25 protein-coding genes and 1 tRNA gene are annotated in these 21,777 nt (G+C 66.4%); 8 read left to right on the top strand and 18 right to left on the bottom strand.

The genetic code is table 11. The features are described 5' to 3' along the window. Positions 1-36: 36 nt before the first annotated feature. On the top strand, positions 37-1,200 hold the full coding sequence (locus NNY25_RS04350; RefSeq protein WP_265570123.1) for an MFS transporter: 1,164 nt from the start codon (positions 37-39) through the stop codon (positions 1,198-1,200). Position 1,201: 1 nt separating this feature from the next. Here the strand turns inward: NNY25_RS04350 and NNY25_RS04345 are convergent, their stop codons facing one another. The 6 genes from NNY25_RS04345 to NNY25_RS04320 all read right to left on the bottom strand — a co-directional run bounded on the left by NNY25_RS04345 (position 1,202) and on the right by NNY25_RS04320 (position 7,677). Then, positions 1,202-1,774 (bottom strand): cytochrome b, encoded by a 573-nt coding sequence (locus NNY25_RS04345; RefSeq protein WP_265570122.1) that lies wholly within the window; start codon positions 1,772-1,774, stop codon positions 1,202-1,204. 70 nt (positions 1,775-1,844) lie between these two features. Next, positions 1,845-2,786: a DUF2268 domain-containing putative Zn-dependent protease gene (locus NNY25_RS04340; RefSeq protein ID WP_265570121.1), complete on the bottom strand. Its 942-nt coding sequence runs from the start codon at positions 2,784-2,786 to the stop codon at positions 1,845-1,847. Positions 2,787-2,832: 46 nt separating this feature from the next. Continuing rightward, a complete protein-coding gene (locus NNY25_RS04335) occupies positions 2,833-4,887 on the bottom strand; it encodes a 3-hydroxyacyl-CoA dehydrogenase NAD-binding domain-containing protein (RefSeq protein ID WP_265570120.1) in 2,055 nt (684 codons plus the stop codon). A 17-nt stretch (positions 4,888-4,904) separates the two neighbouring features. After that, positions 4,905-5,660, bottom strand: a complete 756-nt coding sequence (locus tag NNY25_RS04330; RefSeq protein ID WP_265570119.1) for an SDR family NAD(P)-dependent oxidoreductase — start codon at positions 5,658-5,660, stop codon at positions 4,905-4,907. Further along, positions 5,657-6,433: an SDR family NAD(P)-dependent oxidoreductase gene (locus NNY25_RS04325; RefSeq protein WP_265570118.1), complete on the bottom strand. Its 777-nt coding sequence runs from the start codon at positions 6,431-6,433 to the stop codon at positions 5,657-5,659. The genes NNY25_RS04330 and NNY25_RS04325 overlap by 4 nt, the downstream gene beginning before the upstream one ends. Continuing rightward, positions 6,430-7,677 carry an acyl-CoA dehydrogenase family protein gene (locus tag NNY25_RS04320; RefSeq protein ID WP_265570117.1) on the bottom strand — a complete coding sequence of 416 codons (1,248 nt, stop codon included), beginning with the start codon at positions 7,675-7,677 and terminating at the stop codon, positions 6,430-6,432. Before NNY25_RS04320 ends, NNY25_RS04325 begins: the two co-directional genes overlap by 4 nt. Before the next feature lie 80 nt (positions 7,678-7,757). On the opposite strand from NNY25_RS04320, the gene NNY25_RS04315 reads away from it, so the two are divergent. From NNY25_RS04315 to NNY25_RS04305, 3 genes are all read left to right on the top strand, one after another. Further along, positions 7,758-8,918: an acyl-CoA dehydrogenase family protein gene (locus tag NNY25_RS04315; protein WP_265570116.1), complete on the top strand. Its 1,161-nt coding sequence runs from the start codon at positions 7,758-7,760 to the stop codon at positions 8,916-8,918. Between the two features lies 1 nt (position 8,919). Further along, positions 8,920-10,017, top strand: coding sequence for an acyl-CoA dehydrogenase family protein (locus NNY25_RS04310; protein ID WP_265570115.1), 1,098 nt, complete (start codon positions 8,920-8,922; stop codon positions 10,015-10,017). Positions 10,018-10,097: 80 nt separating this feature from the next. Next, the gene (locus NNY25_RS04305; RefSeq protein ID WP_265570114.1) at positions 10,098-11,564 is read left to right on the top strand and encodes a S41 family peptidase; all 1,467 of its coding nucleotides are present in this window, start codon (positions 10,098-10,100) and stop codon (positions 11,562-11,564) included. Here the strand turns inward: NNY25_RS04305 and NNY25_RS04300 are convergent. The 3 genes from NNY25_RS04300 to NNY25_RS04290 are packed head-to-tail and all read right to left on the bottom strand — an operon-like array spanning position 11,561 to position 13,478. Continuing rightward, a complete protein-coding gene (locus tag NNY25_RS04300) occupies positions 11,561-12,841 on the bottom strand; it encodes a dicarboxylate/amino acid:cation symporter (protein ID WP_265570113.1) in 1,281 nt (426 codons plus the stop codon). The two genes, NNY25_RS04305 and NNY25_RS04300, sit on opposite strands and share 4 nt — an antisense overlap. A 50-nt stretch (positions 12,842-12,891) precedes the next feature. Continuing rightward, positions 12,892-13,293, bottom strand: coding sequence for a PaaI family thioesterase (locus tag NNY25_RS04295; RefSeq protein WP_265570112.1), 402 nt, complete (start codon positions 13,291-13,293; stop codon positions 12,892-12,894). Positions 13,294-13,325: 32 nt separating this feature from the next. Then, positions 13,326-13,478, bottom strand: coding sequence for a hypothetical protein (locus tag NNY25_RS04290; RefSeq protein ID WP_265571540.1), 153 nt, complete (start codon positions 13,476-13,478; stop codon positions 13,326-13,328). Between the two features lie 144 nt (positions 13,479-13,622). Here NNY25_RS04290 and purS point away from each other — a divergent pair, with 144 nt between their 5' ends. The 3 genes from purS (at position 13,623) to NNY25_RS04275 (ending at position 14,633) form a co-directional block, all read left to right on the top strand. Beyond that, positions 13,623-13,856 (top strand): phosphoribosylformylglycinamidine synthase subunit PurS, encoded by a 234-nt coding sequence (gene purS, locus NNY25_RS04285; protein ID WP_265570111.1) that lies wholly within the window; start codon positions 13,623-13,625, stop codon positions 13,854-13,856. Next, positions 13,856-14,521, top strand: coding sequence for a phosphoribosylformylglycinamidine synthase subunit PurQ (purQ, locus tag NNY25_RS04280; RefSeq protein ID WP_265570110.1), 666 nt, complete (start codon positions 13,856-13,858; stop codon positions 14,519-14,521). The genes purS and purQ overlap by 1 nt, the downstream gene beginning before the upstream one ends. Before the next feature lie 35 nt (positions 14,522-14,556). After that, positions 14,557-14,633: transfer RNA gene (locus tag NNY25_RS04275), tRNA-Arg, on the top strand. Between the two features lie 121 nt (positions 14,634-14,754). Here the strand turns inward: NNY25_RS04275 and NNY25_RS04270 are convergent. Both NNY25_RS04270 and NNY25_RS04265 read right to left on the bottom strand, forming a co-directional pair. Then, a complete protein-coding gene (locus NNY25_RS04270; protein ID WP_265570109.1) occupies positions 14,755-15,024 on the bottom strand; it encodes a DUF2391 family protein in 270 nt (89 codons plus the stop codon). A gap of 84 nt (positions 15,025-15,108) precedes the next feature. Further along, entirely contained in the window at positions 15,109-16,524 is a 1,416-nt protein-coding gene (locus NNY25_RS04265) for an FAD-binding oxidoreductase (protein WP_265570108.1), read from the bottom strand. Positions 16,525-16,577: 53 nt separating this feature from the next. On the opposite strand from NNY25_RS04265, the gene NNY25_RS04260 reads away from it, so the two are divergent. Beyond that, on the top strand, positions 16,578-17,078 hold the full coding sequence (locus tag NNY25_RS04260) for a dihydrofolate reductase (RefSeq protein WP_265570107.1): 501 nt from the start codon (positions 16,578-16,580) through the stop codon (positions 17,076-17,078). Here the strand turns inward: NNY25_RS04260 and NNY25_RS04255 are convergent. From NNY25_RS04255 to rplR, 7 genes are all read right to left on the bottom strand, one after another. Continuing rightward, positions 17,075-17,608, bottom strand: a complete 534-nt coding sequence (locus NNY25_RS04255; RefSeq protein WP_265570106.1) for an SRPBCC family protein — start codon at positions 17,606-17,608, stop codon at positions 17,075-17,077. The genes NNY25_RS04260 and NNY25_RS04255 overlap by 4 nt on opposite strands. Positions 17,609-17,683: 75 nt before the next feature. Further along, positions 17,684-18,328: an adenylate kinase gene (locus tag NNY25_RS04250; RefSeq protein ID WP_265570105.1), complete on the bottom strand. Its 645-nt coding sequence runs from the start codon at positions 18,326-18,328 to the stop codon at positions 17,684-17,686. 32 nt (positions 18,329-18,360) lie between these two features. Continuing rightward, on the bottom strand, positions 18,361-19,725 hold the full coding sequence (secY, locus tag NNY25_RS04245) for a preprotein translocase subunit SecY (RefSeq protein WP_265570104.1): 1,365 nt from the start codon (positions 19,723-19,725) through the stop codon (positions 18,361-18,363). Between the two features lie 107 nt (positions 19,726-19,832). Then, entirely contained in the window at positions 19,833-20,363 is a 531-nt protein-coding gene (gene rplO / locus NNY25_RS04240; RefSeq protein ID WP_276591648.1) for a 50S ribosomal protein L15, read from the bottom strand. Between the two features lie 85 nt (positions 20,364-20,448). Further along, the gene (gene rpmD / locus NNY25_RS04235) at positions 20,449-20,643 is read right to left on the bottom strand and encodes a 50S ribosomal protein L30 (RefSeq protein ID WP_265570103.1); all 195 of its coding nucleotides are present in this window, start codon (positions 20,641-20,643) and stop codon (positions 20,449-20,451) included. A gap of 4 nt (positions 20,644-20,647) precedes the next feature. After that, positions 20,648-21,421 carry a 30S ribosomal protein S5 gene (rpsE, locus tag NNY25_RS04230; RefSeq protein ID WP_265570102.1) on the bottom strand — a complete coding sequence of 258 codons (774 nt, stop codon included), beginning with the start codon at positions 21,419-21,421 and terminating at the stop codon, positions 20,648-20,650. A gap of 2 nt (positions 21,422-21,423) precedes the next feature. Next, the gene (gene rplR, locus NNY25_RS04225; RefSeq protein WP_265570101.1) at positions 21,424-21,777 is read right to left on the bottom strand and encodes a 50S ribosomal protein L18; all 354 of its coding nucleotides are present in this window, start codon (positions 21,775-21,777) and stop codon (positions 21,424-21,426) included.

The following is a 21,777-nucleotide window of genomic DNA, read 5'->3' as shown; positions in this document are numbered from 1 at the left end:
CTTGCCGCTTCGGCGCTTTCCTGCTCCACCTTCCCGATGCGTCGCCCCCTTCCCCGCACGGTCTGGATCCTCGGCATTGTCAGCCTGCTGATGGACCTGTCGAGCGAGATCTATCACGCGCTGCTCCCGGCATTCCTCACCGTCACGCTCGGCTTGCCCGTCGCCGCAATGGGCGCGCTCGACGGCGCGGCGGAGGGCGCCGCCCAATTCTCCAAGCTCGCCTCGGGTCCGCTCAGCGACCGCAGCCAGCGGCGCAAGCCCTGGGTGCTGCTGGGCTACGGCCTTGCCGCGCTCTCCAAACCGCTCTTTCCGCTCGCGCAGGGCGTGCTCGCCGTGCTCGGCGCGCGGCTTGTCGACCGGGTCGGCAAGGGCATTCGCGGCGCCCCGCGCGACGCGATGATCGCGGACGAGACCCCGCCCGAGGATCGCGGCCGCGCGTTCGGCCTGCGCCAGTCGCTCGATACGGTCGGCGGTTTCATCGGCCCGCTCGCGGCGGTCGCGATGATGTGGTGGCTGGCGGGCGACATCCGCACCATCTTCTGGATCGCGGCGATCCCCGCCTTCCTCTCCTTCCTGTTTGCCGCCGCCATGCTGCGCGAACCCGCGCGAAAGGCGGCGCAGGCGGTCAAGCTGCGTTGGGGCGGTCTCGGCGACCTGGCGCCGGCCGTAAAGAAACTGCTGCTACTCGGCCTGCTGTTCGGGCTGGCGCGCTTTTCCGAAAGCTTTCTCATCCTGCGCGCGATGGACGTCGGGCTCGACCCCATCTACTCGCCAGTGGTGCTGGCGCTGTTCGCGGTGTCCTTCTTCCTGTTCGCCTACCCGGCCGGTGCCTGGAGCGACCGCGTCGCACCGACCCGCGTACTTGCCGTGGGGATCGTGCTGTTGGTTACCGCCGACCTCGTACTTGCCTTCGCCGAAGCCCTGCCGATGGTACTCGTCGGCACGGCCATCTGGGGCGCGCACATGGCGTTCACGCAGGGCATCCTCTCGCGCATGGTCGCCGACGCCGCGCCCGAAGGCCACCGCGCGACCAGCTTCGGCGCCTTCTTCTTCGTGGGCGGGATCGCGGCCTTGTTCGCAAGCCTTGCCGCGGGCCTCATCTGGGACCGCTTCGGCGCACCCGCCACCTTCTTCGCGGGCGCGGGTATGGCGCTGGTCGCGGGACTGTGGCTGGCAGCCTCGCGTAGGGTGGTCGCCTAGATCAGGGGCGCGAGGGCCACATCCGGCCACGTGCCGAGCTCGGGCGGTCGCCGTGGTGGCGAAGCGCGGCGAACACGTGGACGATCAGCAGCGCGACGAACGCGTAGACGAGAATGACGTGGAATTCGCCGATCTCGTGCGCGCTGTCCTTGTCGAAGCCGGGAATGGCCGGAATGGTGATCCCGCCGAGCAGCTCGACCTCGGGGCCACGTCCGGACACGCCGATATAGCCAGTCAGCGGCACGATCAGCATGAAGGCGTAGAGCGCTCGGTGCCCCCACTTGGCAAGCGACTGTTCCCATGCGGGATGGTCGGACGGGAATTCGGGCGCCGGCTTCATCAGGCGCTGGCCGAGACGCAGCAGCACGACGAGGAGGATGAGGACGCCCAGCGTCTTGTGCCACGCCATCATCTCGCCGCGCGCTTCCGAGCCGCGTTCGAGCACCTTGTGAAACATGTAGCCGGTCCACAGCTGCGCGGTGATGAGGATCGCCGACAGCCAATGATAGAAGGCGGCCAGCGCGGAGTAGCGTTTCCCCTGCACGCCCATCTCGTTCATCACCGTCGCCATCATGCACCTCGCTGGAAAGTCGTTTCGGTGACCATGCACAATGGCGCGGCAATGAAAAGTCCCGCCAGCGCTCTTACCGCGCCAATATCTCGGCGAACTCGCTTTGCGCGACGATCGCGTCGGCATCCTCGAGCGCGATCAGCGCCTCGATCGCGGCCCGCTTGTCCTCGGCGCGATCGACGAAGCTTTGCGAGATCCGGCGACCGATCCAGTAGCCCAGCTCGCCCGGCCAGCCTTCGGGCGGCGAGCCCGCATTGATGTGCCAGCGCCTCAGGATGGCCATCATCGGCTCGGTCGTGTCGTCCGGGTCGGCCTCGAGACGCCGCATTTCCGCCAGATCGGTCGCGAATTCGTTGAAAAGATCCTGCTCTCGCTCGCGCGCCCACTTGTCGCGCTCTCGATCGGGTGGCTGGCCGGTCACCAGCGAAGCGACATAGTCCGCCACCCCTTCCGTCATCGTCTGGCGCAACAACAGGTCGTCGTCTTCATCGCCGCGCCCCTGGATCGTGTGCACCGTCTCGTGGGCGAAGAACTTGCGCAACTGCGCGTCGAAGGCGGCACGGTCGGGCGAAGTCCGGCACAGGACTTCTAGCCCGAGAACCTGCATCCCCTCGCCCGCCGTCCCGCCACTATTGTCGGCGCCCACTACGACGGCGATACGCGGCAAGGAATGGTGCGGGAGGAGGCCCGACAACCCCAGGTAGGTGGCGCGCAGCAGCGGCGTCGCTTTCCTCGCCCATGGCAAGCAGCGCGTCACTGCATCGCGGTAGAGCCCAGGGTTGGCCGAAACGGTGGCGGCGAGATGGTCAGCATTCTCGATCCGGCCCGGCGTGAAGATGGCGATCGCCTCCCCGCCTTGCTCCAGATAGCGCGACCGGATGACCGCCGCGTCGGGAACGGCATCGCCTTCCATCAACTCGGCGAACCGCTCCGCATCGTCGAGTTCGAGCCTCACCGTCAGCGGGTCGACGCGGGCGACGAGCAAGCTCAAGGCAAGAAGAAGGGCGGCGCTCATCAGACCGATGAACGCCGCCCCCGGATCGAAGTCAATCCCGCGTCGATCAGCGGGTGAACTTCTCTTTCTTTTCGGCCTTGTCGAGCAGCAGCTTCGAGAAGCTCCAGTCGTCGCCGAGGCGGGCTTCCTGGCGCTTGAGGCCCTCGACGATCGTGTCGAGGCCCTCGCTGTCCGCCCAGTGCATCGGGCCGCCGCGATAGACCGGCCAGCCATAGCCGTAGACCCACACGACATCGATGTCGGACGCACGCTGCGCCTTGCCCTCGTCGAGGATCTTCGCGCCTTCGTTGACCATCGTGTAGAGCGTGCGCTCGACGATCTCCTGGTCGGAAATCTCGCGCTTTTCGATGCCCTTCTTGGCGGCGAAGTCGTCGATGATGGCCTGCACCTTTTCGCTGGGCGACGGGCGGCGGTTCTCGTCATAATCGTAGAAGCCCGCGCCCTTCTTCTGGCCCCAGCGGTCGATCGCGCACAGCGCGTCGCGGATGCTCTCGATGCGGGACGGATCGCGGTGCCAACCGATGTCGACACCGGCGAGGTCGGCCATCTGGAACGGTCCCATGGGCATGCCGAAGTCGACGTGGACCTTGTCGATCTGCTGCGGGGTCGCGCCCTCCATCAGCAGCTTTTCCGCCTGCAGCTGGCGCGGGATCAGCATGCGGTTGCCGATGAAGCCGTAACAGACGCCCGCGATGACCGCGACCTTGCGGATCTTCTTGGCCAGCGCCATCGCGGTGACCAGCACGTCGTCCGCGGTCTTGTCGCCGCGCACCACCTCGAGCAATTTCATGATGTTGGCGGGCGAGAAGAAATGCAGCCCGACCACGTCCTCGGGACGGCTCGTCACCGACGCGATCTCGTTGATGTCGAGATAGGAGGTGTTCGACGCCAGGATCGCACCCTTCCTGGCGATGCCGTCGAGCTTCGTGAAGATCTCCTTCTTTACGTCCATATTCTCGTACACCGCCTCGATGATGAGGTCGCATTCGGCGAGGTCATCGAAGTTGAGCGTCGGGTTCAACAGCCCCATCGCCTGGCCGACCTGTTCCTCGGTCATGCGGCCCTTTTTGGCGGTGGACTGGTAGTTCTTGAGCATGATGCCGGTGCCGCGATCGAGCGCGTCTTGGTTCATCTCGACGATCGTCACGGGAATGCCCGCCGACAGGAAATTCATCGAAATACCGCCGCCCATCGTGCCGGCACCGATCACGCCGACACGCTTGATCTCGCGCGGGGCCACGTTCTCGTCGACGCCCTCGATCTTCGACGCCTTGCGTTCGGCGAAGAAGAAATATTGCCGCGCCTTGGCCTGCGGCCCGACCATCAGTTCCATGAACTTGGAGCGCTCGACCATCACGCCCTTGTCGTAAGGCATCTCGGTCGCCGCCTTGATGCAGTCGAGATTGGCCTGGGGCGCGATGTCGCCGCGAAACAGCTTGGCGTTGGCCTTCTTGTAGTCCTCGAACACCGACGCATCGACGCCTTCGATCTTGTCGGTCCGCTCGGACGACTTGGGGAGCGGGCGCACGTCCTTCACTTCCTCGGCGAACGCCACCGCGTGAGGCAGGAGATCGCCCTCGACGATGCGGTCGACGAGGCCCGCCTCGCACGCTTCGGTCGCGCTGATCGGCTTGCCGGTGGTCGCCATTTTCAGCGCCAGTTCGACGCCTGCGACGCGCGGACCGCGCTGCGTGCCCCCCGCGCCCGGCAGCAGGCCGAGATTGACCTCGGGGAAACCGAGTTTCGCCGACGGCAGCGCCACGCGATAGTGACAGCCCAGCGCCACTTCGCAGCCGCCGCCCAGCGCCGTGCCGTGGATCGCGGCGACGACCGGCTTGGTGCAGGCCTCGATCCGGTCGACCACGGTCGGCAACCACGGCATCACCGGCGGCTTGCCGAACTCGGTGATGTCAGCGCCCGCGAAGAAGGTCCTGCCCTTGCAGGCAATGACGACGGCGTTGATCGCATCGTCGGCCTCGGCCGCCTCGATCTCGCGCACCAGCCCCTGGCGCACGGCGGCGCCGAGCGCGTTCACGGGCGGGTTGTCGCTCCAGATGATACGCACGTCACCATGGGTTTCGGACGAAATCGGGTCGGTCATCAAAGTCTCCGGTGTTTTCAGATTGCAGTGCGGCCATAGGCCTGAAGATTGAACGGGTGCGAGGCCGACAGGCCCCCGTCCACGACCAACGCATGGCCGTTCACGTAGGATGCCTCGTCGGAGGCGAGAAACAGCGCGGCATTGGCGATCTCGATCGGCTGGCCGCCGCGCTTCAACGGATTAAGATGGCCGAGCTTGTCCTCGACGCCCTTGGCGCGGGCGCGCTCGTAGACGAATTCGGTCATGCCGGTCTCGATCAGCCCGGGGCAGATCGCGTTGACGCGGATATTCGAGCCGGTCAGCTGCTCCGCCCCGATCTTGACGAGATTGATCACCGCCGCTTTGGACGCGGTGTAGGCAGGGCCGCCCGCGCCCGAACGCAACCCCGCCACGCTCGCGGTCGCGATGATCGAACCGCCCCCGCGCTTCTTCATTTCGGGCGCTGCATGCTTGATCGCCATGGCAGGCCCGATCGTGTTGACGCGCAGGATTTCCGCCCAGGCGGCCTCGTCCTGCTCGAAAATGCTGTCGAGACCGCCCGAAATGCCGGCATTGGCGAAGAAGATGTCGAGCCCGCCATGCTGCGCCACCGTGTCGGCGACTAGCCGGGCGATGGCCGCTTCGCTGCCCGCATCGCATTCGACGTCCGCGCCCTTGAGATCAGCGCCGACAACGGTGGCCCCTTCCTTGCGGAACAATTCGACCGTCGCCTTGCCGATGCCCGAGCCCGCGCCCGTGACGATCGCGATCTTGCCGTCGAGACGCCCGCTCACAGGCCCGCCCCGATGGTCGCGCCGCCGTCGACCACGATCGACTGGCCGGTCATGTAGCTTGACGCGGGCGAGGCGAGGAACACCGCCGCTCCCGCAATCTCCTCGGGTTCGCCGATGCGCTTTAACGGCATGTGCCGCGTCATCTTGGCGAGAAGGTCGGGATTTTCCCACAGCGCGCGGGCGAAATCGGTGCGGATCAGCCCCGGCGCGATGCAGTTCACGCGCACCTTTTTCGGCCCGAATTCCGCCGCGAGGTTGCGCGCCAGCTGGAAGTCGGCCGCCTTCGACACGTTGTAGGCGCCGATGGTGGTCGACGCGGTCATCCCGCCGATCGAGGAAACGATCACGATCGACCCGTCCTCGCGCGCAAGCATGCCCGGCGCGACCATCTGGATCAGCCAGTGGTTAGAGATGACATTGTTCTGGAGGATCTTCTCGAACTGCTCGTCGGTAATCCCGCCCATCGGCCCGAAATAGGGGTTGGACGCGGCGTTGCAGACGAGGATGTCGACCTGCCCGAATTGCCCGTTCGCGGCATCGACCATCGCCTGCAGCCCGGCCTTGTCGGAAATATTGGCCGCGACCGCGATCGCCTTGCCGCCCCCCGCCGCGTTGATCGCCGCCGCCACCTCATCGCAGGCCTCCTGCGTCCGGCTCGAGATGACGACGTTGGCGCCGCGTGCGGCCAGCGCCTCGGCAATCGCCTTGCCGATCCCGCGCGAGGATCCGGTGACGATCGCGGTCTTGCCGGAGAGGTCGAAGGGGTTGCTCATGCCGCGCCTCCTGCATGCTTTGCATATTCGATGCGCGCGATGGCGCGGTTGTGGACCTCGTCGGGCCCGTCGGCGAGCCTGAGCGTCCTGATGCCCGCCCAGCTGTGCGCGAGCGGCGTGTCCTGGCTGACCCCCGCTCCTCCGAACGCCTGGATGGCATCGTCGATGACCTTCAGCGCCATGCGCGGCGCCTTGACCTTGATCATCGCGATCTCGGCCTTGGCCTCCTTGTTGCCGGCCTTGTCCATCATGTCGGCGGCCTTGAGGCACAGGAGCCGCGTGCAGTCGATCTCGATCCGCGCTTCGGCGACCCGTTGCTCCCAAATCGAATGCTCGGCGATGCGCTTGCCGAAGGCGACGCGGCTGTTCAACCGCTGGACCATCAGCCCGAGCGCTTCCTCGGCCGCGCCGATGGTCCGCATGCAATGGTGGATGCGGCCCGGCCCCAGCCGCCCCTGCGCGATCTCGAAGCCGCGTCCCTCGCCCAGCAGCATGTTCGACGCCGGCACGCGCACGCCCTCGAGGCTGATTTCCATGTGGCCGTGGGGCGCATCGTCATAGCCGTAGACGCTGAGCGCGCGGTGCACCGTGATCCCGTCGGCGTCCATCGGCACGAGGATCATCGACTGCTGGCGATACTTGTGCTCGTCCGGATCGGTCTTGCCCATCAGGATTGCGACCTTGCAGCGCGGATCCCCCGCGCCCGACGACCACCACTTGCGCCCGTCAATCAAATAGTCGTCGCCATCGCGGGTGATCGCGCATTCGATATTGGTCGCGTCCGACGAGGCGACGCCCGGCTCGGTCATCAGAAAGGCCGAGCGGATTTCCCCGCGCATCAGGGGGCTAAGCCATTCGTCTTTCTGCGCGCGCGTCCCGTAGCGGTGGAGCACTTCCATGTTGCCCGTATCGGGCGCCGAGCAGTTGAAAACTTCGCTCGACCACAAGATGCGGCCCATCTCTTCCGCGCACAGCGCATATTCGAGATTGGTGAGCTGTTCGCCCTCGAACGGGAAGGTCTCGTCGACGTGCCGGAGCGCGCCGCCCGGCGGCATGAACAGGTTCCACAGCCCTGCCTCGCGCGCCTTGGGTTTGAGGTCCTCGATGACCTGGAGCGGCTGCCAGCGGTCGCCCTGGGCGATCTGCGCGTGATAATCACCGACTCGCGGGCGGACATGTTCGTCGATGAAGTCGCGGACCGAATTGCGGAAAAATTGCTGCCTTTCCGTAAGGTCAAAGTCCACGGTCTCGATCCCCTTGTTGAAATGGCGCGGTGCAGCCTGCAAAAACGGGCTAAATCCCCCACCCCCAAAGGACAAGGGTCATGACCGAACTTGACGATTTTCGCGCGCAAACCCGTGCATGGCTAGAGGCGAACTGCCCGCCCGAGATGCGCAAGCCGATGAAGTCCGAGAAGGACATCTGCTGGGGCGGGCGCGATTTCACCTTCCAGTCGGATGCGCAGCGCGAATGGCTGGAAGTCATGGGCGAACGCGGTTGGACCGTGCCCGACTGGCCGTCGGAATATGGCGGCGGCGGCCTGTCGGCAGAGGAAGCCAAGATCCTCAAGCAGGAAATGAAAGCATTGGGCTGCCGCGTCCCGCTGACCAGTTTCGGCATCTCGATGCTCGGCCCGGCGCTGCTGGCGTTCGGGAGCGAGGAACAGAAACAGCGCTTCCTGCCTCCCATAGCACGCGGCGAAATCCGCTGGTGCCAGGGCTATTCTGAGCCGGGCGCGGGCAGCGATCTTGCAGGCCTTTCGACCAAGGCCGAGGACAGAGGCGATCACTACCTCGTCAACGGCCAGAAGGTGTGGACGAGCTATGCCGACGAGGCCGATTGGATCTTCTGCCTCGTGCGTACCAGCACTGAGTCCAAGCATGGCGGCATCAGTTTCCTCCTGTTCGACATGGCAAGCGAGGGCGTCTCGACCAAGCCGATCAAGCTGATCAGCGGTTACAGCCCGTTCTGCGAGACCTTTTTCGACGACGTGAAGGTGCCCAAGGACCAACTCGTCCACGAGGAAAACAAGGGCTGGACGGTCGCCAAGTACCTCCTCGGCCACGAACGCGAGATGATCAGCGGCATGGGGCTGGGCGGCGGCAAGGGAAGTTCGCTGCTCTCCGAAGCGCTCGGCGAGGTCGACGATCCGCTGCTCGCGACCGACCTTGCGCGTTTCGACGTCGACGCGCTCGCCTTCCAGGCGATGAGCGAGGCGTTCATCGACCAGTTGAAAGCGGGCGAGGCGCATCCCGCTTTGCCCTCGATGATGAAATATGCCGGCACCGAATTGAACAAGCGCCGCCACGAACTGGTGATGGCGCTGGGCGGGTCGGACGCGCTCGAATGGGAAAGCGATCGCTCGAAGGAGGGTGCCAGGGCCCGCGACTGGCTGCGCACCAAGGCCAATTCGATCGAGGGCGGCACGTCCGAAATCCAGCTCGGCATCGTCGCCAAGCACATCCTCCAGCTCCCGGGAGCCTGACATGCTCAAGTTGAACGACGACCAGCGCATGCTGCAGGATACGGTGCGCCTCTTCATGGCCGAGAAAGGCGCGATCTCGAAGCAGCTGCGCCACTGGCGCGACATCGGCTGCAAGGACGGGTTCGGCCACTCGCTGTGGGAGGAAATGGGCAAGCTCGGCCTGACCGGCATCCTCGTCCCCGAGGCGGCGGGCGGCAGCGCGCTCGGCCAAGTCGAAGCCAACGTCGTGCTCGAGGAAATCGGACGAAACCTCACCCCTTCGCCCTTCCTGACGACCGCGGTCGCGGCCGTGCGCGCGCTCGAGGGCAGCGCGCACGCCGAAAAGTGGCTGCCCGGCATCGCCGAGGGCAAGACCGTCGCCGCGCTGGCCATCGACGAGGGCCCGCACCACGACCCTTCGAAGATCACAATGACCGCGACCCGCTCGGGCAATGGCTTCGTCCTCGACGGCGACAAGCAGTTCGTCGTCCAAGGCGCGAGCGCCGACCTGCTGCTGGTCGCCGCCGCCACCGACGATGGCCCCGCCCTCTTCGCGGTCGCGCCCGATGCGAGCGGGCTAGACATCGAAAACGTCACGCTGGCCGACAGTTCGAAGGCCGCGCGCCTGTCATTCGACAAGGTCGAGGTCGATGCCGACGCGCAGGTCGGCGAGGGCGATGCGCCCCTGAAGCGCGCACTTGCCGCGGGCCGTGCTGGGGTGGCGTCCGAACTGGTCGGCGTCGCCGCCGGCGCGTTCGAGATGACCAATGCCTATCTGCGCGAACGCAAGCAATTCGGCCAACCCATCGGCAGCTTCCAGGCACTTCAACACCGCGCCGCGCATCTCTACGGCGAGATCGAGATCGCCCGCGCCGCGACCCTCAAGGCCGCGCAATTGCTCGACGAGGGTTCCGAGCGCGCTGCGATGATGGTTCACGTCGCCAAGGCCAAGGCCGGCCAGGTCGCGCGCCTCGCGGTGCAGGAAGCGGTCCAGATGCACGGCGGCATCGGCATGACCGACGAGCACGACATCGGCTTCTACATGAAGCGCCAGGCGGTCATCGACCAGCTGTTCGGCGGCCCCGACTTCCACGCCCGCGCTCTCGCCCAACGTTCCTGACGCGTCGACAAACGGACTGGAATTCTCGCCCCTGACGGGACTAGACGAGCGGCATATCCGACCACGAAAGGACCCGGGCCATGCTGCGTACCCTGCTGCTCGCCGCCACCGCATTTCTCTCCACGCCCGCGCTGGCCGCCGACCCCGTCGATTGGAAGGCGATCACGACGGGCGATGTCGAGGCAGCCTACCGGACCTTCGTCGACAACCATCCCGGCTGGCTCGACCCGACCAATCCCGGATTTCGCGACCAGCTCGACGCCGCGCGCAGTGCCGCCCTCGCGGTTGCAAACGAGGCGGAAGGCCCGGGCGCCTATGACGAGGCGCTCGCCGCCTTCTCGACCATTCTTGCCGACGGTCACGCCAAGGTTCGCGCGTTGTCGTCCGGTACGGCCGAAGGCGGGGAAAAGTCGCTCTTGTGGCCGGGCTTCGTCGTCGCGTGGCGCGGCAACGAGGCGCGTATTTTCGACGTGGCCCCGGGCAGCGCCTTCCAGCGCGGTTCGCGCCTGACCGCCTGCGACGGCACGCCGATCAAGCAGTGGATCCGGACGCATGGCCCGGCCCTCGGCATGCGCTCCACGGCTCCGGGACACTGGTGGTCGATCACCCCGCGCCTGTTCGCGCAGTTCGACAATATCGACCCGATCGCCGAACGCTGCAGCATCGTCACGCCCGGCGGAGAAGCGAAGACCGTCGCGCTCGACTGGAGCGAAGCGCCGGCCGACCTGTTCGACCGTTTCCATCTGGCTAGCGACGGCGACGAACTCGACGTCGGCCTGACCGAGCCCGCACCCGGCATCCACTGGATCGCCCTGCCGACCTTTAATCCGGACGATGAAGACGCCGCGCGCTACGACGCGCTTTACGCAGACCTCTCGACCAAGCATGGCGCGATCGTGGCAGGGCGCGCGGTCGTCATCGACCTGCGCGGCAATGACGGCGGTTCGTCGACCTGGTCGCACCGCGTTGCCGCCTCCTTGTGGGGCGAGGATGCGGTCGCACGACGCATTCACGATTATTTCGCCAAGGTCAGCGTCTGGCACCGCGCCAGCGAGGGTAATATACGGTACCTGGAAGAAGCGCGCGAAACCTACGCGGACCGCCCCGAGATCCTTGCCTTCATAAACGATCTGTACGCCCCGATGACCGCCGCGCGCGACAAGGGCGAGGACTTTTACGTCGTGCCTGCAAGCGACCCGGAGGAAGAGGAGCAGATGCGCGGCACATCGCCTGCAAGCGACTTCGCCACCCCGGTCTTCGTGATCGTCCCGGGCCGTTGCGCCAGCGCCTGCCTCGATGCGCTCGACACGTTCACGCGGTTCGAGAACGTGACGCTGGTCGGTGCGCCGTCGGCCTCCGACACGACCTACATGGAAGTGCGCACCGAGGCGCTTCCCTCCGGGCGGGGTCAGATCGTCATCCCGATCAAGTTCTGGCACAACCGCCCGCGCGGGAGCGGCGAGGCCTATTACCCCGCGATCCGCCATGACGGGCTGGACTGGACGACCGAGGCCTTCCTCGCGCTGATCGAGAAGCAGCTCGACTAGTCGATCGCGGGCGCCTTCTCGAAGGCGCCCTGCACCACCGCGCGATCGATCATCGTTGCGACCGAGGCATGGCTGGTGACGTGCAGCCCGGTGAAGACGATGTCGGGGAGCACGTTGACGACGATGAACACCAGCATGAATTCGAGCGGGAAGCCGACCAAGGCGGCGATCGGCGCATAATAGGCGATGAAGGTCGCCGCGCCCGGGATGCCGACCAGCCCCATCTCGAGCACCATGCCGAGCAGGCCTGCGGCGACGAGCAGTCCGAACCCGACCTCGATGCCGTAGACCTGCGCCCCATAATAGGCGGCCAGCACCGCGCTTGCGGGCGAGACGATGCGGAACAGGACAGCCGCGAGCGGCACCGAGACATCGGTCGCTTCGTCGCGCACGCCCATCGCCTTGCACGCCTTGATGGTGAGCGGCATGCAGCCGGTCGAACTCTGCGTCCCCAGCGCGACCGCCTGGACGGACAGGATATGGTGCGCGAAGCGTCCGAGCGGCACGCTTCCGCGGACTGCAACCAGCACGTAGGTAATTGCCAGCAGCACCAACGCCACCGCGATCGACATCAGGATATATTGCGCGAACCCCGCGAAGATACCGAGCCCGTTCTGCTGGATGGTCGGCATGATCAAGAAGGCGACGCCGAGCGGGGACAAACGCAGCACCCAGTCGACGATGACGAACACCGCGTCTGCAATGCCGGTCAACGCCGCGACCACCACGCGGCGCGGCTCCCCGTCGTCCAGCCGCGCGATCGCGGCCCCGAAGAGCAAGGCGAATATGAGGACGGGCAGGAGCGTCGCGCCGGCCATGGCGGAGACGATGTTGGTCGGGATCAGCGACAGGAACGCGTCGGCCCAGGGGAGCGGCTCGGTCGCCACCTTGTTGCCGACCATGTGGCGCAGCGCCTCGCCGATTTCGGGCGTCACCGGCGAAATCGCGAACATCATCGGCACCATGACGAGCCCGACGACGACCGACAGCAGGTACAGGGCAATGATGAGGGCGAAGGAGCGCCGCGTGACCCTGCCGCCCGTCGCCAGCCCCTGCGAACGGATGAAGGTCGTCGAGAGCAAGGCGAACACCAGCGGCAGGATCGTCATCTGCAGCGCGTTGATCCACATCTGACCGGCCACGGCAGCCAGGGCGACCACCCAGTCGATCGTCGCATTGCTCCCGGGCGAAGGCAGCACCAGCCCGACCAACGTGCCCAAAGCGAGCGCTACGAGCACCTTCACGGCCAGATGCAGCGACAGGAGCTTCTTCATCATGCGAGCTCTCCCCCGGTATGCGGGGAAGCTGCGCCCGAAGACGACCTAGATCAAGCGCTAACGTGGGGATGCGGACGTTCGAGGAGGAAGTTGATCTGCGCCGCCGCGATCGGTGCTTGGCGCTCCTTTTGCCACGCGAATGCCTCGACGTTGGCCATGCGCCGTCCCAGCCGCTCGATATAGGCTTCGCAGATCGTGTCGCGATGGGCGCCGCCGCGCATGAAATCGGTCGTCACGGTGACCGGCTTCATGGCGACGTTCTCGTCGCCCAGCGCGCGCTTCAAGGTCTCGAATGCGGTCAGCTCGAGCAGCCCCGCGATCGCGCCGCCGTGAAGGAAGCCCGGCCGTCCCATCACCGCCTCGTGATAGGGCATGACGATGCGGAACACGCCATCCTCGTCGATGCGCGGTTCGAGCTTCAGCAGGTTGGCGTAAGGAGAAAAGCCGCTCATCCGCCTGCGATTAGCAGCGCGCGAGCGCCTCGTCAGCCCCGAGTCTTGTAGCCCGCGACGATGCCGAGCACGAACGACGCGGCCAGCGCGAGTTGCACCTTGCCGTGCGGATCGCTCCATCCGAAATAGGCCGAACCCCACCCGAACAGGGCGATGAAAATCATGGCTGCAAGACCGACGATCATGTGCTTCGCCCTCCCCGGCGAACAGGTTACAGAGACGCTTTGACGGGCAAGGCTCGCAGCAATTGGTTACCAAGTCGTAAAGCTTGCCCCGTGGGCGCTTCCCCGCCATAGGGGCGTCAACCACTTCAAGGAGGGCGAGGGCCGATGAAAGCGCGCGTGACGATCATGCTCAAGAACGGGGTTCTCGACCCCCAGGGCAAGGCGATCCACCATGCGCTGGGCGGCCTCGGCTTCGGCGGTGTCGAGGACGTGCGCGCGGGCAAGGTGATCGAGCTCGACCTCGCCGACGGCACGAGCGAGGACGAGGTCGACAGGATGTGCCGCCAGCTGCTCGCCAACACGGTCATCGAGAACTACTCGATCGAGACGGTCGACTGATGAAAAGCGCGGTCATCGTCTTTCCCGGCTCCAACTGCGACCGCGACCTTGCGGTCGGGTTCGAGACGGTGCTCGGTTCGAAGCCGGCGATGGTCTGGCACGCCGAGAGCGAGCTTCCCGCGGGCACCGACCTGATCGGCATTCCGGGCGGCTTCTCCTATGGCGACTATCTGCGCTCGGGCGCGATGGCGGCGCGATCGCCCATCATGCGCGCGGTCGCCGAGGCGGCCGGCCGCGGAGTGCCGGTGATCGGGATCTGCAACGGCTTTCAGGTGCTCACCGAAACGGGGCTCCTGCCCGGAGCGCTGATGCGCAACGCCCATCTCCACTTCACCTGCCGCAACGCCCGCCTCCGGGTCGAGACGAGCCAGTCGCTCTTCACCCAGGCCTATTCGACCGGCGAGGAGATCTCGATCCCGGTCGCGCATCACGACGGCAACTACCAGGCCGACGGCGAGACACTCGACCGGCTCGAGGGCGAAGGCCGCGTCGCGTTCCGCTATCTCGACGACGTCAACGGCTCGGCGCGGTCGATCGCGGGCATCCTCAACGGCCAGGGCAACGTGCTCGGCATGATGCCCCACCCCGAACGCGCGCTCGAACCTGCCCATGGCGGCACCGACGGGCGAAGATTGTTCGAGGGGTTGCTCGAAACGGTCGCTTAGGCGCGAAAATCGAGTAGCATCCCTCTTTCCCTTGGGCGCCCGTAGCTCAGCTGGATAGAGCACGTGCCTTCTAAGCTCGTGGTCGCAGGTTCGAATCCTGCCGGGCGCACCACCCCTCAAGGGCTCGGCCGAGCCCTTGAGGGGTGGCGTGTCCCCAAGGGAAGACGCTCGTTCGTTTCGGAGCGGCGCAAGGCCGCGGAGACGGCGGAGTGAAGCGACAATCCTGCCGGACTCTAAGGCGCCTCGTACGCCAACACCCGATAGTCGACGCTTGTCGCGCCCGCCGGTGCATTGATCAGGAACGAGATGCCTAGGAACCCGATCAGCAAGGCATCGGGAATGGTGCGCGCGATTTCCCACATTTCCATCGTGAAGAGCAGCGGCAACGAGACGAACAGCGCGCCCGCGAAGCCGCGGGCGAGGTCGCGGATCTCGACCTCGCCGGCAGCGCATTCGACATCGCCGTCGCGCACCTCCTCGTGCCAGGGCGTCGTCTCGATCACGCGCCGGCCGCCGCTCGAATCAGTTCGGGATTGGGACGCACCATGGCCACTCAATGACCAACTGCGCTGGCCGGTTCCCCCGGCTCAGGGAACGAGCTTGCCCGGGTTCATGATCCCGTTGGGGTCGAGCGCGGCCTTGATGGCCCGCATCGCGTGAAGCCGCGCGGGCTCGCCCAGCCGCGCCAATTCGTCGCGCTTCATCTGCCCGATGCCGTGTTCGGCGCTGATCGATCCGCCGTGCGCGACGACGAGGTCGTGGACGAATCGCTCGATTTCCACCCCCTCGCCTTCGCGCCAGTCATCGCTGCCGCGCGTCATCGCGCGCACGTGAAGGTGGATGTTGCCGTCGCCCAGGTGCCCGTAGCCCGACACGTCGACCCCCGGCCAGCGCGCCTCGACCTTGTCCTCGACCTCTTCGAGGAAGGCCGGCATCGCCTCGACAGGCACCGAGATATCGTGCTGGGTGGCCAGCCCGTAGACCTGCTTTTCCGCGTCCGACAGCCCGTCGCGCAGCCGCCACAGCGCCGCCGACTTCGCTTCGGTTGCCGCCACGGTCGCATCGGCGATCAGCCCGTCGGCAAGTGCCTCGCCGAGCAACCGTTCGAGCAGCGTCGCCGACGGTTCGTCGCCGTTTCCGGTCGCCTCGATCAACACATAATGGCCGTGTGCGCGCGCCAGCGGCGCCTTCATCGAAAGGTGACGAAGCCCCGCCTCGAGACTGTCGTGCGGGATCAGTTCGAATCCCTCGACCTGGTCGGTTTCCCCTTCGAGCCGCTGGAGCAGCGCCAGCGCCGCGGCGGGATCCTCAAGGCCGCACAGGGCAGTCGCATGGTCGGCAGGCTGCACCGCCAGCTTGAGACGCGCGGCGGTCACCACACCCAGCGTCCCTTCCGCCCCGATCAGCAGCTGGTCGAGCGAGAAGCCGCGATTGTCCTTCTTGAGCCCCGACAGCCCGTCATGGACGCTCCCGTCGGGCAGCACCGCCTCCAGCCCCGCCACAAGCCCGCGCATCGTCCCGAAGCGAAGCACCTGCGTCCCGCCGGCATTGGTCGACACCAGCCCGCCGATCGTCGCCGACCCCTTCGAGCCCAGCGTCAGCGGGAAGCGCAGGCCCCGCGCCGTCGCCGCCTCGTGCAGCGTCTCGAGCACCACCCCGCTCTCGCAAACGGCGACGCGCGCATGCTCGTCGAGCGACCGTATGCGGTTCATGCGCCGCAATGATAGGAGCAGCACCCCGCCTTCCTCGGGCGGGGTTGCCCCGCCCACCATCGAGGTGTTCCCCCCTTGCGGCACGAGCGGCACGCCCGCCTCGTTCGCCGCCGCGACGATCGTCGAGACTTCCTCGGTGGAGCCGGGCTGCACAAGCGCCGCCGCCTCGCCCGTCCAGCGACCCCGCCAGTCGGTCAGCCACGGCGCGAGCGCGGCGCGGTCGCTCGTCACCACCTTGTCTCCAAGGCGGCCCAGCAGCTCGTGTGCAAGGCGGTCGGCAGCGCTCGTCATGGACGCCCTCCTAACCCTTGTCGCCGCGGCTCGAAAGGTTCATTGGAAGCGCCATGTCCCGCAGGCAGCCCATCACCATCATCCTCGCGCGCGCGCTGAACGGTGCGATCGGCAAGGACAACGACCTGCCCTGGCACCTGCCGGGCGACCTCAAGCGGTTCAAGGCGATCACGATGGGCGGGGCGATGATCATGGGCCGCAAGACGTTCGAGAGCCTGCCCGGCCTGCTGCCCGGACGCCGCCATATCGTGATGACGCGCTCGGCCGACTGGGACGCGCCCGGAGCGGAAGTGGTGCATTCGATCGACGCGGCGCTCGACATCGCCGGGGCCGATCCAGTCTTCGTGATCGGCGGCGCACAGATTTTCGAGATGTTCGAACCCATCGCCGACCGCATCGAGCTCACCGAGGTGATCGCGGAGGTCGAGGGCGACACGTTCATGCCCGACCTGCGCACCAGCGAGAATTGGGATGAAGTCGCGTGCGAGGATCGTCCGGCGGAAGGCCATAACCCCGCCTACCGCTTCATCACGCTCGACCGGGTGCAGCCCTAGGGAACGTCGCGGCGGCCCTTGGAGACGACGCGCGAGCGGAACCGCTTGACCTGCTCGCCGATCACCCCGTCGACCGCGCCCGCCCAGGTCGCACCGTCTCCTGCTGGAAATCCCGTCACCTTGAAATCGAAGACGAGCTTGGAGCCGCCGGCAGCCGGTTCGAGCGACCAGCTCATGATCCCGCTCGCCGGCACGGTGCGCAGCGGTCCGAGCGGCCCCGACAACAGGATCGACTTGCCCGGCTCGACCCCGATCACGCGCATATGCTCGACGAACCCGCCATCGGGCATCGTCTCGCAGAAACAGCCGCCGGGTTTCAGCGTCATGTAGAAATTGGCCGCATCGAGCGAATAGCTATGCTCGCCATTCCACCACTGTGACGGCTGGCCGAGCAGCGCATAGGCCTCCTCCGCCGGGACGACGAGAGTCGCCTGGTGGCGGACATGGAACGCGTTGGGCGATGCGCTGACGACTTTCGCCGCTGCCGGACTGGCGATCAGAAACGGGGCGAGGAACAGGCCAAGGCGCATCGACGGTCTCCCACTTGAGTGACCGTTCAACTAACGCGAATCGGCGGCGAAGTCCACCGGGTCGGGCAAGTGCGCCTAGGCGTCGAGGATCGCGTCGATCGCCGCGGCGACCTCGTCGACCGTCCCCATGCCGTCGACTTCGCGCACCAGCCCCTGGCTTTCGTAGACGGGCAGGATCGGCGCGGTCTTGGCGCGATATTCGGCCATCCGCTTGCGCACGGTTTCCTCGTTGTCATCGGGGCGGCGCTTGAATTCGGTCGACCCGCATTCGTCGCACACGCCTTCCACCTGCGGCGGGTGGGCGGTGTCGTGGTAGAGCGCGCCGCACTGCGCGCACGTGAAGCGCCCGCAGATCCGTTCGACCAGCGCGTCCTCGTCGACCTTGAGTTCGATGACGTGGTCGAGCTTGCGGCCGCGGTCGGCGAGCAGCAGCTCGAGCGCTTCGGCCTGGTGGCCGGTGCGCGGATAGCCATCGAAGATCGCGCCCTTGCCGTTGGACTTGTCGAGGTGTTCGCCGATCAGCGCCGAGACGATCGCGTCCGAGACCAGCTCGCCGCGTTCCATCACCGCCTTGGCCTTGAGGCCCACCGGGGTGCCTGCGGCGATCGCCGCGCGCAGCATGTCGCCGGTCGACAGCTGGACCAGGTCGCGCTCGGCCACCAGGCGCTTGGCCTGCGTACCCTTGCCCGCGCCCGGCGGTCCCAACAGGATGATGTCCATCTTCTCGTATCCCCCTTACGCGACCCGCACGGTTAGCGCCGACGGCCCTTGAGCTTCGCCTTCTTGATCAAATCGCCATATTGGTGCGCGATCAAGTGGCTCTGCACCTGGGACACGAAATCCATCGTTACGTTGACGACGATAAGGAGGCTCGTCCCGCCAAGGTAGAAGGGCACGCCCGCCTGGCTCAGCATGATCTCGGGGATCAGGCAGAGCAGCACCAGGTAGGAGGCGCCGACCACGGTGATGCGGTTGAGGACATAGTCGAAATACTGCTCGGTAGCCTTGCCCGGACGGATGCCCGGGACGAAGCCGCCCGCGCGCTTGAGATTGTCCGCCGTCTCTTCCGAGTTGAACTGCACCGCAGTGTAGAAGAAGCAGAAGAAGGCGATGCCCGCGCCGTAGAGGAACAGGTAGAGCGGGCTGCCGTGCTGCAGGTAGGTCGAGATGGTGATCAGCAGCTCGCTCGACGCCGCATTGGGGTCGGCATTGCCGCCCGCCATCTGCAGTACCGTGAGCGGCATCAGCAGCAGCGAGCTGGCGAAGATCGGCGGGATCACGCCCGCAGTGTTGATCTTGATCGGCAAGTGGCTGCGTTCCTGCTGCATCAGGCCGCGCGCGGTCTGGCGCTTGGGATACTGGACCAGCACCCGGCGCTGGGCGCGCTCGACGAAGCAGATGAACAGGATGAGGCCGATCACGACGACGACGATCGTCATGATGAGCAGCGGATCCATCGTGCCGGTGCGCCCGCCCTCGAACAGCTGCGCGAGGGTACGCGGCAGCGTGGCGACGATGCCGGCCATGATGATCAGCGAGATGCCGTTGCCGATACCGCGGCTGGTGATCTGCTCGCCCAACCACATCAGGAACAGCGTGCCGCCGACGAGGCTGACCGTGGCCGCCGCGCGGAACAGCATGCCGGGTTCGACGACCGCAGCGATTCCCTGGTTGGCGCCCAGCGTCTCGAGGCCGGTGGCGATGAAATAACCCTGCACCGTGGTCAGCACGACCGTCAGGAAGCGCGTGTACTGGTTCAGTTTCTTGCGCCCGACTTCGCCTTCCTTCTTGAGCTGCTTCCACGGTTCGTGGAGCGCGGCGCCCAGCTGGATGACGATCGAGGCCGTGATGTAGGGCATGATGCCGAGCGCGATGATGCTCATGCGCTCGAGGCTTCCGCCCGAGAAGGTGTTGAAGAAGTCGAGCACGCCGCCGCGCTGGGTGTTGAACAGCGACGCCATGGCGCGCGGATCGATGCCCGGGATCGGCACGAAACTGAGGAAGCGGAACAGCACCAGCGCACCCAGGGTGAACCAGAGCCGCTTCTTGAGCTCGGTGGCCTTGCGGAAACTGTCGAAGCTGATGTTGGAAGCGAGTTGTTCGGCGGCGGATGCCATGCGTGGTGACCTTGTCGAAAGCAAACGGGCGGCGGATGGCTGCTAGAGCCCCCCGCCGCCCGATATAGTGAGCCGTTGGAGTTTGCGAACCCCTCGGGCGGCAAGAATTAGGCGTCGGCCTTTTTGGCCTTGGCGCTACCCTTCTTGGCGGCGGCCTTCTCGGCTGCCGGCACGACTTTGATGACGTCGACGCTGCCGCCGGCCTTCTCGACCGCTTCGATGGCACCCTTCGAGGCACCCGCGACGACGAACTTGGCCTTGGCCGAGATCTCGCCCTTGCCGAGCAGGCGCACGCCGTCCTTGCCGCCACGGGCGAGGCCGGCCGCCTTCAGCGCGGCGTGGTCGATGTCCTTCTTGGCGTCGAGCTTCTTGTCGTCGATCGCCTTCTGGACCGAACCGAGGTTCACCACGGCATAGTCCTTGGCGAAGACGTTGTTGAAGCCGCGCTTCGGCAGGCGCATGTGGAGCGGCATCTGGCCGCCCTCGAAGCCCTTGATGGCGACGCCCGAACGGCTCTTCTGGCCCTTCTGGCCGCGACCGCCGGTCTTGCCCTTGCCCGAGCCGATGCCGCGTCCGACGCGCATGCGGCCCTTGCGGGCGCCGTCATTGTCCTGGAGGTCGTTGATCTTGATGGTCATGTCTTAGCACTCGCTTTCGCTGGTTTCGCGCTTGGAAGGATGCGGCCCCGTCCTGGGACGGAGCCGCATTTGGTGATCTTGGGGCTTACGCCTCTTCGACGCTGACGAGGTGGGCGACCTTGCGGACCTGGCCCAGCACCTCGGGGGTCGCGGTGACCTCGACGGTCCGGTGCATCTTGTTGAGCCCCAGGCCGACGAGCGTCGCGCGCTGCGTCTTGTCACGACGGATCGGCGAACCGGTCTGCGTGATCTTGATCTTCTTGGTGTCGTTCTTCGCCATGGAATTACTCCGTCACCGCGTCCGCGGCGGCTTCCGCTTCGGCCTTGTCCATGCCGCCACGGCCGAGAAGGTCGGCGACCTTCTTGCCACGGCGCTGGGCCACCGAACGCGGGCTGGTCTGATCCTTGAGCGCCTCGAAGGTGGCGCGGATCATGTTGAACGGGTTCGAGGTGCCGACCGACTTGGTCACGACGTCATGAACGCCGAGGCTCTCGAACACGGCGCGCATCGGACCACCGGCGATGATGCCGGTACCCGCAGGCGCGGTGCGAACGGTGACCTTGCCGGCACCGAAACGGCCGTTTCCGTCGTGGTGCAGGGTGCGGCCATCCTTCAAGGGCACGCGGATCATGGCCTTCTTGGCCGACGCGGTCGCCTTGTTGATCGCTTCCGGCACTTCGCGAGCCTTGCCGTGGCCGAAGCCGACGCGGCCCTTGCCGTCACCGACGACGACCAGCGCGGCGAAACCGAAGCGCTTACCGCCCTTGACGGTCTTCGAGACGCGGTTGATGTGCACCAGCTTCTCGATCAGCTCTTCGCCTTCTTCCTCGCGGCGATTGTCGCGACCGCGACCACGACCGCGACCGCCGTCACGGCCACCGCGATTGTCGCGACCGCCGGGGCCGCGACCACCGCCACGACCGCCGCGCTTCATCTGCGCTTCGGCCTTTTCGCCGGCATTCTCGAGATTGGCGTCGGCCTGGGCCTGGGCCACCTCGGGGGTCTCGGCGACGACCGGGGTCTCGGTCACTTCTTCGGTCTGCTTTTCGTCAGCCATGATCAGAACTCCAGCCCTTCTTCGCGGGCGGCATCGGCCAGCGCCTTGACGCGGCCATGGAACAGGAAACCGCCGCGATCGAACACGACCTTGTCGACGCCGGCCTTCTTGGCCTTGGCGGCGACGGCCTTGCCGACCGCCGCAGCGGCGTCGACGTTGGCACCCGACTTGACCTTGACGTCCTTGTCGAGGGTCGAGGCAGCAGCGATGGTCTTGCCGAGCGCATCGTCGATGACCTGGGCATAGATGTGCTTACCCGAACGGTGGACCGACAGACGCGGACGACCGGCGGAGCGCGCCTTGAGCGTCGTGCGGACACGACGGCGGCGGCGATCGAAGAGGGACAGTTTTGCCAT

Origin of the sequence: Sphingomicrobium nitratireducens, assembly GCF_026157035.1 — a bacterium.
In the GTDB taxonomy this organism is placed as follows: domain Bacteria; phylum Pseudomonadota; class Alphaproteobacteria; order Sphingomonadales; family Sphingomonadaceae; genus Sphingomicrobium; species Sphingomicrobium nitratireducens.
This window is presented reverse-complemented; position numbering and strand designations above follow the sequence as displayed.